9 protein-coding genes and 1 pseudogene are annotated in these 14,122 nt (G+C 61.7%); 3 read left to right on the top strand and 7 right to left on the bottom strand.

What is annotated here, in order from left to right; genetic code table 11:
* Positions 1 to 231: 231 nt before the first annotated feature.
* Both JFT44_RS28405 and JFT44_RS28400 read right to left on the bottom strand, forming a co-directional pair.
* Positions 232 to 1,413 (bottom strand): CaiB/BaiF CoA-transferase family protein, encoded by a 1,182-nt coding sequence (locus JFT44_RS28405; RefSeq protein WP_057439677.1) that lies wholly within the window; start codon positions 1,411 to 1,413, stop codon positions 232 to 234.
* 151 nt (positions 1,414 to 1,564) lie between these two features.
* Complete coding sequence (locus JFT44_RS28400) at positions 1,565 to 2,896, bottom strand: dicarboxylate/amino acid:cation symporter (protein ID WP_057439678.1); 1,332 nt, start codon at positions 2,894 to 2,896, stop codon at positions 1,565 to 1,567.
* Between the two features lie 334 nt (positions 2,897 to 3,230).
* On the opposite strand from JFT44_RS28400, the gene JFT44_RS28395 reads away from it, so the two are divergent.
* Positions 3,231 to 4,229 carry an AraC family transcriptional regulator gene (locus JFT44_RS28395; RefSeq protein ID WP_057960421.1) on the top strand — a complete coding sequence of 333 codons (999 nt, stop codon included), beginning with the start codon at positions 3,231 to 3,233 and terminating at the stop codon, positions 4,227 to 4,229.
* 118 nt (positions 4,230 to 4,347) lie between these two features.
* On the opposite strand, the gene JFT44_RS28390 is transcribed toward JFT44_RS28395, so the two are convergent.
* Positions 4,348 to 5,694 carry an ATP-binding protein gene (locus tag JFT44_RS28390; RefSeq protein ID WP_120733926.1) on the bottom strand — a complete coding sequence of 449 codons (1,347 nt, stop codon included), beginning with the start codon at positions 5,692 to 5,694 and terminating at the stop codon, positions 4,348 to 4,350.
* Entirely contained in the window at positions 5,691 to 6,368 is a 678-nt protein-coding gene (locus JFT44_RS28385) for a response regulator transcription factor (protein ID WP_057960423.1), read from the bottom strand. Before JFT44_RS28385 ends, JFT44_RS28390 begins: the two co-directional genes overlap by 4 nt.
* A 148-nt stretch (positions 6,369 to 6,516) precedes the next feature.
* Between JFT44_RS28385 and JFT44_RS28380 the strand changes: the two genes are divergently transcribed.
* Positions 6,517 to 7,233 (top strand): 4'-phosphopantetheinyl transferase, encoded by a 717-nt coding sequence (locus JFT44_RS28380; protein WP_198831480.1) that lies wholly within the window; start codon positions 6,517 to 6,519, stop codon positions 7,231 to 7,233.
* Between the two features lie 18 nt (positions 7,234 to 7,251).
* On the opposite strand, the gene JFT44_RS28375 is transcribed toward JFT44_RS28380, so the two are convergent.
* Together JFT44_RS28375 and JFT44_RS28370 are read right to left on the bottom strand one after the other, a co-directional pair.
* Positions 7,252 to 8,862, bottom strand: a complete 1,611-nt coding sequence (locus tag JFT44_RS28375; RefSeq protein WP_198831479.1) for an ATP-binding protein — start codon at positions 8,860 to 8,862, stop codon at positions 7,252 to 7,254.
* The gene (locus JFT44_RS28370; protein WP_057960425.1) at positions 8,859 to 9,584 is read right to left on the bottom strand and encodes a response regulator; all 726 of its coding nucleotides are present in this window, start codon (positions 9,582 to 9,584) and stop codon (positions 8,859 to 8,861) included. Before JFT44_RS28370 ends, JFT44_RS28375 begins: the two co-directional genes overlap by 4 nt.
* Before the next feature lie 789 nt (positions 9,585 to 10,373).
* On the opposite strand from JFT44_RS28370, the gene JFT44_RS28365 reads away from it, so the two are divergent.
* Positions 10,374 to 13,265, top strand: a complete 2,892-nt coding sequence (locus JFT44_RS28365) for a ribonucleoside-diphosphate reductase subunit alpha (protein ID WP_057960426.1) — start codon at positions 10,374 to 10,376, stop codon at positions 13,263 to 13,265.
* A 101-nt stretch (positions 13,266 to 13,366) separates the two neighbouring features.
* Here JFT44_RS28365 and JFT44_RS28360 read toward each other — a convergent pair.
* Positions 13,367 to 14,047: pseudogene (locus JFT44_RS28360) on the bottom strand (hypothetical protein); the annotation flags it as partial.
* Positions 14,048 to 14,122 lie beyond the last annotated feature (75 nt).

The raw sequence follows: 14,122 nt of genomic DNA, 5'->3' as shown, positions 1-14,122 counted from the left end.
CGGCGGGCCCACGGAGCAATGCCTGACTGCGGGCATGCCGAGCCTAGGCGAGGCACCGAGTGGTGGGGCAAGAGCGCTTTGCTTACTTTGGCGCTTCTCCAAAGTGAGCCGCCGTAAGGGCGGAACCAATAGCCGCCGTAACCGCAGCAACGGATATGTACACAAACCCAATCAGCACTAGATAAAAGAGTTGTCTAGATACCCATGCCCGCGATGGGGCCCGAACAGCCACTACCCCACCACCTTGGCCCCCCGCAGCTCGGCTATCCGCTGAGTACTGAAACCCAACTCCCCCAGCACCTGATCACTGTGCGCCCCCACCGCAGCCCCGATATGCCTCGGCTCCGGCACCCCTTCGGAAAACTTCAGCGGGCAGGCCATCTGCGCCTGGAACGAGCCATCCCCGCGGGGCACCTGGCTCACCAACTCGCGGGCCTGCAACTGCGGATGCTGCAGGGCTTCGCCCAGACTGAGCACCGGCTCGACGCAAGCATCGACCCCGGCAAACAACGCACACAGCTCCTCGAAGCTGTGCCGCTCAAACTCCACTTGCAGCGCCTGCTTGAGGGCCTTTTGCTGTTCGGGCTTGGGCGACAAGCCCTGGGCCGCCAGCTCCGGACGCCCCAGCGCAGTACACAATTGCTGCATAAACCCCGGCTCCAGGCTACCCACCGACAGCCAGCGCCCGTCCCGCGAGCGGTAGTAATCGTAGAAGCTGCCGCCATTGAGCACCTGGTCTTCGCGCCCAGGCTCCACGCCACACGCCAGGTAAGCCGCGCCGGCCATGGCGTTGAGGCTGAAGGCGCAGTCGGTCATGCTCACATCCAGGTACTGCCCCAGCCCACTGTGCTGACGCGCAATCACCGCCGCGAGCAGGCCGACCACGGCATGCAACGAGCCGCCGCCCACATCCGCCAATTGCACACCCAGGGGCACTGGGCCGCTGTCCTGGCGCCCGGTGTAGCTGGCGACGCCGGACAAAGCCAGGTAATTGATGTCATGCCCGGCGCGGTCCTTGTAGGGGCCGGTCTGGCCATAGCCGGTGATGGACACATAGATCAGCTTCGGGTTGATCGCCTTCAACGCTTCATACCCCAACCCCAGGCGCTCCATGACCCCAGGGCGGAACTGCTCCAGCACGATGTCGTACTCCGCCACCAGTTGCCGCACGATCTCCAGCGCCTCGGGCTGCTTGAGGTCCAGGGCCAGGCTGCGCTTGTTGCGGTTGAGGTAGGCATGGCTGGCCGACACGCCACGGTCGTGGGGCGGCAACACCCGCAGCAGGTCCATGCGCGTGGGGGATTCGATGCGCAGTACCTCGGCGCCCATGTCTGCCAACAGCAGCGAAGCAAAAGGCCCCGGCAGCAAGGTCGAGAAATCCAGCACTTTGAGGGACGCCAAGGGGCCTGACATGGGAGCTCCGATTCCGATTCGATGGAACACAGAGTAGGCAATCTTGCGCGGCAGCGGCAATCACCGTAAGCATCATCGACAGTGACCGTTGTGCTCGTACGCCCATAAAAAAACCCATCCGAAGATGGGTTTTTCAGTACTGCGTCAGCGTTTACTTAAGCGCTGGTGCCGGGCCTTCGGCCACGCCCAGGTCATCCAGTTCGCGGGTTTCGGAGATACCGGTACCGCCGGAAGCCAGCTCGCTTTGCAGCTTGTCGGTGTCCAGTTCCTTGACCCACTTGGCCACAACGATGGTCGCTACGGCGTTACCGACCAGGTTGGTCAGGGCACGGGCTTCGGACATGAAGCGGTCGATACCGAGGATCAGCGCCAGGCCGGCAACCGGCAAGTGGCCAACCGCCGACAGGGTTGCGGCCAGTACGATGAAACCACTACCGGTCACGCCAGCAGCGCCTTTGGAGGACAGCAGCAGCACCAGCAGCAGGGTGATCTGGTGGGTGATGTCCATGTGGGTGTCAGTCGCCTGGGCGATGAACACGGCAGCCATGGTCAGGTAGATCGAAGTACCGTCGAGGTTGAAGGAGTAGCCAGTCGGAATAACCAGGCCCACCACCGACTTCTTCGCACCCAGGCGTTCCATCTTGATCAGCATGCGTGGCAGTGCGGACTCGGAGGAGGAAGTCCCGAGTACGATCAGCAGCTCTTCACGGATGTAGCGCACCAGTTTCAGGACGCTGAAGCCGTGGGCGCGGCAGATGCCACCCAGGACTACCAGCACGAACAGGATGCAGGTGATGTAGAAGCAGATCATCAACTGGCCCAGTTGCACCAGCGAGCCAACACCGTAGGCACCGATGGTGAACGCCATGGCGCCCAGGGCACCGATCGGCGCGAGCTTCATGATCATGTTGATGATGTTGAACATCACGTGGGCGAAGCGATCAATGAAGTCCAGCACCGGCTTGCCGTAGGCACCCAGGCGATGCAGGGCGAAACCGAAGATCACCGAGAACATCAGCACTTGCAGGATATCGCCGTTGGCGAAGGCGCCGACGATGGTGTTGGGGATCACGTTGAGGATAAAGCCGACGATGCTCTGGTCTTTACCGGCAGTGACGTAGGCTGCGACTTTCGAAGCGTCCAGGGTCGCAACGTCGATGTGCATGCCAGCGCCTGGCTGCACTACGTTGACCACCACCAGGCCGATCAGCAGGGCGATGGTGGAGACGATTTCGAAGTACAGCAGCGCGTAGCCGCCGGTCTTGCCCACCGACTTCATGCTCTGCATGCCGGCGATGCCGCTGACAACGGTACAGAAGATGATCGGGGCGATGACCATTTTGATCAGCTTGATAAAGCCGTCACCCAATGGCTTGAGGGCCACACCGGTCTGCGGGTAGAAGTGACCGAGCAGGATACCGATAACGATGGCAACGATTACCTGGAAATACAGGGTTTTGTAGAACGGCTGACGAGTCGTCATTGCAAAGTTTCCTCAAGAGTCCCGTGGGGCAAATATCCGCCATTGCCCACGACACTTGAATTGCGAACCCTCCTGCACTGGAGGGATTTGTTTTGGCGAGCTGCTGGCTGGCAGATCTGTATTCCTTATCGCAAACGGCGTGCCACTTTCCGCAAAAGCCCTGGAGCCCACAAACCATGGGCCTGTCGGCTGTGCATCGGCAGCATTCTTGGTTGAGTCAGGTGGCGGATATCCGCCCATCACTCCAATCTCGTCCTACAATTTGGCGGATATCCGCCTTGTCCGCCCCAGGCGCGATGGCTACCATCGGCCACTCAATGGACGAGGCCCCTGCATGCGCGAACGCACCATCGCCAGTCATTACGCCCGCGCTGCCCTGGGCGGCGCGCGCCGGGCCGGCTACGATTACTCGAGCCTGTTGCAGCAGCTGGGGATTGCCCCGGAACTGCTGGCAGAACCCCGTGCGCGCATCGCGCCAGAGCAATTCACGCAGCTGTTGCAGCGGTTGTGGCAGGCGCTGGATGACGAGTACCTGGGCTTTGCCGATGGACCGAGCAAGCGCGGGACTTTCGCCATGATGTGCCACGCATTGATTCATTGCCGCACCCTGGAGAAGGCGCTGGAGCGCGGATTGTTGTTCTACAGCCTGTTCCCCCAGGGGCCGCGCTGGCGGTTGAGCCGTGAAGGCGACATGGCACGCCTGAGCCTGGATGACTCGCACCTGTGGGATCCGGATCACTTTTTGAGCGAGTCCCTGCTGGTGATCTGGCATCGCCTCGGCAGTTGGCTGATTGGCCAGCGTATCCGCCTCGAGCAAGCGACCTTCAGCTACCCGATGCCGGCCCATGCCAGCGAATACGACCTGCTGTTCCCTTGCCCCCTGGTGTTCAGCGCGGCCAGCAGCAGCCTGGTGTTCCCCAGCCGCTACCTGAACCTGCCGCTGTTGCAGGATGAGCGCACCCTCAAACACTTCCTCGAACGCTCCCCCGCCGACCTGCTGTCCCGGCCAGACGAAGGCGACAGCCTGAGCAGCCAGCTACGTCGCCTGCTAAGCCGCGACCGCACACCCTGGCCAGACCTGGAAGCCGTGGCGCAGCACCTGCACATCAGCCCGCAGACCCTGCGCCGGCATTTACGGGAGGAAGGCACCAGTTTCCAGGCACTCAAGGATGAATTGCGCCGCGATATTGCGATTTTTCATCTGGGGCGGGCGGATTTGTCGTTGCAGGAAATTGCCGAGCAACTGGGGTTTTCCGAGCCGTCGGCGTTTCATCGGGCGTTCAAGAAGTGGACGGGGGTGACGCCGGGGGCTTATCGGGCGCAGGAGAGTTGAAGATGTAGTGTTTGGTCGGGCGCCATCGCAGGCAAGCCAGCTCCCACATTTTGATGTGTGAACACAGTTAAATGTGGGAGCTGGCTTGCCTGCGATGGGGCCGGCGAATCAATAAAGGTCACAGCGCCGGAAAATGAATCCTGAACGCCGCCCCCCCTAAAGGCGAGTCCCCCAGGGTCAACCGCGCGCCATAGCTTTCAATAATGTCCTTGACCACCGCCAACCCGATCCCCTGCCCTGGATGCTGGCGATCCAGGCGTTCGCCGCGCTGCAGGATCCGCGCGCGCTGGTCGGGTGGCACGCCGGGGCCATCGTCTTCGATGCACAAGCGCACGCCATCGGCACTTTCATCCAGGGTCACGCGCACCTCGCTCAGGCACAGGCGGTAGGCGTTTTCCAGCAGGTTGCCAAGCAATTCCAGCAAAGCGCCCTGCTCGATGGGCACATCGCATTGCTCCGGCAACGCAAAAGACACCCGCACCCGCTTGTCGCGGTAGACCTTGTCCAGGGTGTCGCACAGGCTCTGCAACACCGGGCGCAGGCGCACCTGGTGACGCACCAGGCCACTTTTGCGCAGGCTGGCACGCTGTAACTGGTAGCTGATCTGTTGGCTCATGCGCTCGATCTGCGACTGCAGCACCCGCGCCTGCTCAAGGTCCTGGGGGCGCTGGGCCATGTCTTCACTCACGCCCTGCAATACCGCCAGCGGGGTTTTCAGGCTGTGGGCCAGGTCATCCAGGGAGTCGCGGTAACGGGTGCGCTGCTCGCGCTCGCTGTGCAGCAGGCGGTTGAGGGAGCCGGTCAGGCGCAGCAGCTCCCGTGGGTGTTGCTCGCTGAGGCTTTCGCGGGTGCCGCCTTCGATTTCATCCAACTCCTGGCTGAGCCGGCGCAAGGCTTGCAAGCCCCAGGTCAGGCCGATCCACAACAGGCTCAACAACACCAGCAAGGCGGCGCCGAAGCCCAGGTAGAGGTTTTCCCGCAGCCCCTCAAGGGTCACCTGGTATTCGCGCACCGGTTGCAGGGCAACGATACTGAACGCCGCGCTCTTGCCCCCCAGCAGCTTGACCTCGACGTCATACACGAAGAATTCCTGGCCATTGGCCTCGCGAATCTTCGCAAACTCGCTGCCGCGCCCGTCGTAGCGCGGGCGGTAGTTGATGTTTTCTTCCCTGGTGGCCCGCGAACGCCAGACCAGATGGCCTTCGCGGTCATAGATGTAGCCCAGCAGGCGACTGTCGGTCAGGTTGAAGCGCTCATCGGGCAACTGTGCCGGCATCAGCAAGCGGTTGTTATCGACCCGCGCGGCAGAAATCAGCGTGGTCACATCCGACGCCAGCCGCTGCTCGATGGAATCCTGCAACGCCAGGCTGAACGCGCCCTGCATCGCCGGCAACAGCCCCAGCATGAACAACACGGCCAGGGTGGTGGCCGCCAGCATCAGGCGCACACGGAGCGAACGGATCAACGGCAGCGCTCGTTAAACAGGTAGCCCAGGCCGCGCACGGTGTCGATGGGCTTGAACCCGGCCGGGGCCTCGAGCTTGCGACGCAGGCGGCCGACCAGCACTTCGATCACATTCGGATCGCGCTCGTCGTCATCGGGATAGAGCTGTTCCATCAACCGATCCTTGGCCACCACTTGTTGGTGGTGGCGCATCAGGTATTCAAGGATCCGGTACTCATAGGCCGTCAGCGCCAGGGGCTGCTCGTCGAGGGACGCCTGTTTGCGGTTGAGGTCCAGCAGCAACGGGCCGGCGACGATGGTCGATTGGGTAAAACCGCTAGAGCGGCGCAGCAGTGCGTTCATCCGCGCTTCCAGCTCTTCGAACTGGAACGGCTTGACCACATAGTCGTCAGCCCCGGCGGCCAGGCCTTCGACCTTGTCCTGCCAGTTGCCGCGTGCCGTGAGGATCAGGATCGGGAAGGTCTTGGCCTGGGCCCGCAGTTGACGGATCAGGTCCAGGCCGCCCATGCCTGGCAGGCCCAGGTCGATGATCGCCAGGTCATGATTGAATTGCCCGGTCTGGTACAGCGCTTCTTCGGCGTTAGCCACGGCTTCGACCACGTGGCCGCTGTCGCCAAGACGGGTCAACAGGTGATGGCGCAACAACGCCTCATCTTCGACAACCAGCAATTTCATAACACTCTCCAAGGCCAATCCACTGTCCTGCAGGGAAACATGATAGCGGCCCTGAAGGTATGCTTGCGCAGTTTACGGCCGTTGAACTGAACACAGTCTGAACCGGCGGGCTACCCAGGTATGTGCCGCCCCGTGCAGAATAGCCGGCATGAACCCGATACCCGCCTGCTGCACCCCACTTGATGACCATTGGCCGCTGCCCGACACGTTGTCCGGCACGGTGTTCCTGAGCACCCGCTTCGAGCCTAAATTGCTTGAAGCCGGCGACTTCCAGCGCTGCGCCGTGCCGCCACCGGCCAGTATCCAGCGCTCGGTGGCCAAGCGCCAGGCCGAGTTTCTCGCCGGCAGACTGTGTGCCCGCGCCGCCTTGCAACAGCTCGAAGGCCTGGACTGCATCCCCGCCATCGGCGAGGACCGCGCCCCGATATGGCCAGGCCATATCAGCGGTTCGATCACCCACAGCACCGGGCATGCCGCGGCCATCGTCGGGCATAAGTCGCAATGGCGCGGGCTGGGCATGGACCTGGAAAACCTGCTGTCCCTTGAACGGGCCGAGCGCCTGGCCGGGGAAATCCTCACCCCGGATGAACTGCAACGCATGGCCGCCGGGCCACGAGAGCAGATTGCGCAATGGGTGACGCTGACGTTTTCGGCCAAGGAGAGCCTGTTCAAGGCGCTCTACCCGATCGTGCAGAAGCGCTTCTATTTTGAGCATGCCGAGGTGCTGGAGTGGTCTGAGGCGGGCTCGCTGCGCCTGCGGTTGCTGACGGACCTGTCCAGTGAGTGGTGTTATGGCAAGGAGCTGGAGGCGCAGTTTGTGGTGCACGAGGGGCAGTTGTTGAGTTTGGTGGCTATCGGCGCCTGATAGATAGCTACCGCAGGCTCAAGTTTTGTCCTGGTCCCGAGGCCAACTCAGGCTGAAGCAGGCGCCCCCCAGGTTGTTGCTCTTGCTGATCAACGCCCGCCCGCCGTGCCAGTAGATAATCCGCCGCACAATCGACAAGCCCAGGCCATGCCCGCCCGAGGCGCGGGTGCGGCTGTCATCCAGGCGCAGGAATGGGGTAAAGATCCGCTCCCAGGCACTTTCCGGAACCCCTGGGCCATCGTCTTCGACGTCGATACGGCATCGCACCTGGCCCACCTGGTAGCTGATCAGCACCCGCGACTGGGCATGGCGCATGGCATTGCTCACCAGGTTTTGCAGGGCGCGGTGCAGGTAGCGCGGCTCGGCATCGACCCAGGCAGCGTCCAGATGGGCCGATGACAGGCACACCCCCCGCGCCACTTCGATCCCCGGCCGCAGCGGCGCCAGTTCCTCGATCACCTGATCGAGCAAGGCACTCAGGTCGACCCGCTGGAAACTCAGGGCCGGCGAACCCTGCTCCAGGCGCGCATAGGTCAGCATCTCATCCACCAGGCCGTCGAGGTCCTGGATATCGCTGTCCATGCCTTCCATATATTTACGCCGGGCTTCGGGCGTGGCGGCGTCGCCGATCATCTCCAGGCCAAAACGCAGGCGCGCCACCGGCGTACGCAGTTCATGGGACACCGCGCGCACCAGTTCGCGCTGGATCGCCAGCAGGCGCTGCAAGTGCTCGGCCATGCCATTGAAGGCCGCCGCCAGACGCCCTACCGAGTCAGCCCCGCGCGCCGGCACCCGGGCTTCCAGGTTGCCTTTGGCGATGCGCGTGGCGGCCGCCTCCAAGCCACGCAGGCGGCGCTCCAGTTGACGCACCAGCAAGTACACGATCAGGCCGATCAGGGTCAGGCCGATCAGGGCAATCAGCACCAGCCATTGCGCCGGATAAGGGTTCATTTGGTACAGCGGGCCGATTTCCAGAACCCATGGCGTGCCGACCATGCCGGCAAACACGCGGATCGAGTCCCCCCCCTTGCCCAGGGCCATCACCGTGTCGCCTTCGGCCACGCGACGCCGCTGGTCCTCGTCCATGTCGGCTTCGTCCAGCTTCAGCAGGTGCATTTCAAAGCCGAAGCCCTTGGCCTCTTTCAAGTCAGCCAAGCGTTGCGGCTGCTCGGCCACCGGAAACCGCACCAGTTCGTCGGCCAGCAAATAAATGGTGGCCCGGGCCAATTGCTCGCTGATCTGCTGCACTTCGCCGCTGAGCAGCAGTTCCTCTTTCTCACTGACCAGGCGCAAGACCCGCGCCGCATGGGGTCCGGTCTGCTCCACCAGGACCTGGCCGCGTTGCAGGCGATTGCGCTGGCTCAGGTCCAGCTGGGCATCCGCCACCGCCTGCAATTGCAAGGGAATCCCCAGTAACCGCTCCCACACCGCCAGGGCGCGCTGGCGCTCGATACTGCTCATCGGTTGCAGGTTGTCGCCCATCAGGGCAAAGGTGCCGTGGGCCAGGCGTTCGCGGTACTGGCCGCTGCGCACCTCATTGAGCAGGTGCAGGGCCAGGACGCCGAGCAGCGCCACCAGGATCAGCGCCGCGCACATGCCGCCGTAGATGCGCAGGAAGATCGAGTTCACGGCAGCATATCGGCAGCAGCTTCGGGGACGAACAGGTAGCCTTTGCTGCGAATGGTCTTGATCAGGCGCGGGTGGATGGGGTCGTCGCCGATTTTCGGGCGGATCCGCGAGATGCGCACGTCAATGGAGCGGTCCTGGCCGTCGTAGCCGATGCCGCGCAGGGCGGTGAAGATTTCTTCGCGGGACAGGATACGTCCGGCATTGGCCACCAATAACCACAGCAGGTCGAATTCGGCGCTGGTCAGCTCGATGCCGCCGTCGTGCAGCCAGGCTTCGCGCAGGGCGTTGTCCACCACCAGCGGGCCGAACTGCAGGCGCCGCTGCTTTTCCGGGACGGCGGGCTCGGGGCTTTCGCTGCGCCGCAGCAAGGCCTGGATCCGCGCCAACAGCAGGCGCGGGCGCACCGGCTTACACACATAGTCGTCGGCGCCCATGTCCAGGCCCAGGACCTGGTCCATGTCGTCGGTTCGCGCGGTAAGCATCAGGATCACCCCGTCGTAGCGCTCGCGCACCTTGCGGCAGATGCTCAGGCCGTCTTCGCCGGGCAGCATCAGGTCGAGGATCACCAGGTCCGGCTGCTCGGCAATTATCCGCGCCACCGCCTGGGCCCCGTCGCCCTCTATCGAGACCCGCAGGCCGTGGCTTTCCAGGTAGTCACGGGTCAACTCAGCCAGACGCTGGTCATCCTCGACAATCAATACCTGCCAGGCTTCTTGCTCCACGGGTGGTCCTCGTTTTTATAAGCGATCTGTCAGGACTGCGCAGATTCAAATGTGGCAGCGGGCAAGCCAGCCCCCCCTATTTTGATCTTCGCCAGCCGTACCTAATTTGTCATGCACAAAGGGCATAATCGTGTAGGAATGAAGGCCGATTGTAGCCATGGCCCCGCCCTCAAACACAAGCCAGGAAATGCATTCGGTGATCGCCTTTTTTTGTGATAGGGTTCGCGCCCGCAAAAATCCAAGCGGGTGTTCTCGGCTTGGCATATTCGGTGACAAACGGTGCGATGCAGCAGTACTGCGGCCTACACGGCGGTTCCACCTTTCATACACATTTTACCCACAGCGTTATCCACAGGTAGTGCGTTGCTAAGCCTTCCAAAACGCATTATCTTGTACCTCGTCGCTAAAAAAACCCTACATGTAGGGTTTCAAGCGAAAAGACCAAACACAAATCAGACAAGAAACTCAAGCCCTTTCTTGCTCCTGTTTGGTGGAACTTAAACCTTTTTCGAAAGCCCAAACCGCGCACGCGGATGGCTGCTGTTTTCCAACCCCGAATGGGAGAAAGCGGTACGGGTGTTGCAATACAAGCAACACCCACTCAGGAATACGGCAAAGAGCTTAAGGCTCGGAACCGAAGACTTCGGCATGGAAGCGGCGCGAACAGCTCCCTTCCTCCTGTCCCGAGGTTGTTATGCCAGGCCAAGGCCTGTTGTAAGTGCTTCAGGACGGAACGGTGGGCACCGTGATGGTGCCCAAATAAATATAGAATGTGGAGACCCCCCCCCCATGCAAACCGACACAACTCGCGAGAACCCGCAAGGCTCCGTGCCGCAGGCCGCTGATTCGAATATGGATCTGTCCGCCACCGCGCCCGGCCAATTGCGCGTGATCAAGCGTAACGGCACTGTCGTTCCTTATACCGATGACAAAATCACCGTCGCCATCACCAAAGCGTTTCTTGCAGTTGAAGGCGGCACCGCTGCCGCTTCGTCGCGTATCCACGACACCGTTGCCCGCCTGACCGAACAAGTCACCGCGACCTTCAAGCGTCGCATGCCCTCGGGCGGCACCATCCACATCGAAGAAATCCAGGACCAGGTCGAACTGGCCCTGATGCGTGCCGGCGAGCAGAAAGTGGCCCGCGACTACGTGATCTACCGTGATTCGCGCGCCAAGGAGCGTGCCGTACACGCGCCGTCCGCCGAAGCCGTGCAAGCTCACCCGTCGATCCGCATCACCCTGGCTGATGGTTCGTTCGCGCCGCTGGACCTGGGCCGCCTGAACACCATCATCACCGAAGCCTGCGAAGGCCTGGAAGAAGTCGACGGCGACCTGATCCAGCGTGAAACCCTGAAGAACCTGTACGACGGCGTGGCCCTGACCGACGTCAACACCGCCCTGGTGATGACCGCCCGTACCCTGGTCGAGCGTGAGCCGAACTACTCGTTCGTCACCGCCCGCCTGCTGATGGACACCCTGCGTGCCGAAGGCCTGGGCTTCCTGAAAGTCGCCGAGAGCGCGACCCACCACGAAATGGCCGACCTGTACGCCAAGGCCCTGCCTGCCTACATCGCCAAGGGTATCGAGTTCGAATTGCTCAACCCGATCCTGGCCACCTTCGACCTGGAAAAACTCGGCAAGGCGATCAACCACGAGCGTGACCAGCAGTTCACCTACCTGGGCCTGCAAACCCTGTACGACCGTTACTTCATCCACAAGGACGGGATCCGCTTCGAACTGCCGCAAGTGTTCTTCATGCGCGTGGCCATGGGCCTGGCGATCGAAGAGAAGAACAAAGAAGACCGTGCCATCGAGTTCTACAACCTGTTGTCGTCCTTCGACTACATGTCGTCGACCCCAACCCTGTTCAACGCCGGTACCCTGCGTCCACAGCTGTCGAGCTGCTACCTGACCACCGTGCCGGATGACCTGTCGGGCATCTACCACGCGATCCACGACAACGCCATGCTGTCCAAATTCGCTGGCGGCCTGGGCAACGACTGGACGCCGGTGCGTGCACTGGGTTCGTACATCAAGGGCACCAACGGCAAGTCCCAGGGCGTCGTGCCGTTCCTCAAGGTAGTGAACGACACCGCCGTCGCAGTGAACCAGGGTGGCAAGCGCAAAGGCGCGGTATGTGCCTACCTGGAAACCTGGCACATGGACATTGAAGAGTTCATCGAGCTGCGCAAGAACACCGGTGATGATCGTCGTCGTACCCACGACATGAACACCGCCAACTGGATCCCTGACCTGTTCATGAAGCGCGTCTTCGATGACGGCCCGTGGACCCTGTTCTCGCCATCCGAAGTGCCGGACCTGCACGACCTGACCGGCAAGGCCTTCGAAGAGCGTTACGAGTACTACGAAGCCCTGTCCCAGTACCCAGGCAAGATCAAGCTGTTCAAGACCATCCAGGCCAAAGACCTGTGGCGCAAGATGCTGTCGATGCTGTTCGAAACCGGCCACCCATGGTTGACCTTCAAAGACCCGTGCAACCTGCGCAGCCCGCAGCAGCACGTGGGCGTGGTCCACAGCTCGAACCTGTGCACCGAGATCACCTTGAACACCAACAAGGACGAGATCGCCGTCTGCAACCTGGGCTCGATCAACCTGCCGAACCACATCGTCAACGGCAAGCTGGACACCGCCAAGCTGGAACGCACCGTCAACACCGCCGTACGCATGCTCGATAACGTGATCGACATCAACTACTACTCGGTGCCACAGGCGCAGAACTCCAACTTCAAGCACCGTCCGGTCGGCCTGGGGATCATGGGCTTCCAGGACGCGCTGTACCTGCAGCACATTCCTTACGGTTCGGATGCTGCGGTCGAGTTCGCCGACAAGTCCATGGAAGCGGTCAGCTACTACGCGATCCAGGCTTCCTGCGACCTGGCCGACGAGCGCGGCGCCTACGAGACGTTCCAGGGTTCGCTGTGGTCCAAGGGCATCCTGCCGCTGGACTCGCAACAGATCCTGATCGAGCAGCGTGGCCAGAAGTACATCGACGTTGACCTGAACGAATCCCTGGACTGGGCACCGGTACGTGCCCGTGTGCAGAAAGGCATTCGTAACTCCAACATCATGGCCATCGCACCGACCGCGACCATCGCCAACATCACCGGCGTATCGCAGTCGATCGAACCGACCTACCAGAACCTGTATGTGAAATCGAACCTGTCGGGCGAATTCACCGTGATCAACCCGTACCTCGTCCGCGACCTGAAAGCCCGCGACCTGTGGGACTCGGTAATGATCAACGACCTGAAGTACTACGACGGTTCCGTGCAGCAGATCGAGCGCATCCCGCAAGAACTCAAAGAGCTCTACGCGACCGCCTTCGAAGTGGACACCAAGTGGATCGTTGACGCCGCCAGCCGTCGTCAGAAGTGGATCGACCAGGCCCAGTCCCTGAACCTGTACATCGCCGGCGCTTCGGGCAAGAAACTCGACGTGACCTACCGCATGGCTTGGTACCGTGGCCTGAAAACCACGTACTACCTCCGTGCCCTGGCCGCGACCAGCACCGAGAAGTCGACCATCAACACCGGTAAGCTGAACGCTGTATCCAGCGGCAACCACGGTGACGATTCGGTACTCGCTGCTCCAGCCGGCCCGGCACCAGTGCCAAAGGCCTGCGCGATTGACGAGCCGGATTGCGAAGCTTGCCAATAAGCTGAGCCCGCCCTGGGTTTAACTCCCTAGGCTAAAAAGCCCTCGATATGCCCAGTGGTGTATCGGGGGCTTTTTTTGCCTGGCAAAAAACCCGGCCCAGGCTAAATCAACACAGTCGCCAGACCCGACTGAGGTACACCGCCTCGCCGCCCCCACAACTCGATGCGGCCATCAATCACGGCCATTGAGTGGCCATTATATTCCACGGTTCCCACCTTGCTGTTTCTCAAGTCAGCATCGGTCGCCGGCCGGTAAAGCCCCTTTAGGCCCAAACGATCCAACCCCTCGCGGGAGTACTCACCATCGTTGAGGCTGTCCATCGCAGCCGTGAAACTGCGTCCGGCCGTGCCGTCGTTGTTTTCCATCTGCGCGCGCTTGGCACTTGCGGCATACAGGAAGTTGGCATCGGTCAACATCTGAGGGTCGTCACCCTTGAAACGAGCGTGTGTGGCCGCCTGCTTCAATTCGTCATTGGTAAAAGACACCTTGACCCCATCGCGCATGGTCACTTCATAGCCGTTGGCCGTCTCCTTCACCTCCTTGAAGATGTCCGTAGGTTTCTGGCCGTACCGCATCATGGCGGCCTTTATCGCCGAAACGGTAATGCAGTTGCCATCATCGCCCTGGCTGAAGCCGCTCCAGATATTGCTCGGCTTTTTCCCGGGGTTACTATTGTCCGGTTTGTAGTTGTAATACTTTGAGCCTTCGGTAATCGGCTTATTGCTCATGGACTCGGTGGGGCCAAACCCACCCGGACTCACTCTACCGCCACCGCCCCCGCCGTCACTTCTCCACCTCTGACGCTGCCGACCACTCTACGCGTGTGATCTTCCGTGCGTCCCTTTATCTCGATACAA

The organism is Pseudomonas sp. MF5691 (genome assembly GCF_016405645.1).
Classification (GTDB): domain Bacteria; phylum Pseudomonadota; class Gammaproteobacteria; order Pseudomonadales; family Pseudomonadaceae; genus Aquipseudomonas; species Aquipseudomonas shahriarae.
This window is presented reverse-complemented; position numbering and strand designations above follow the sequence as displayed.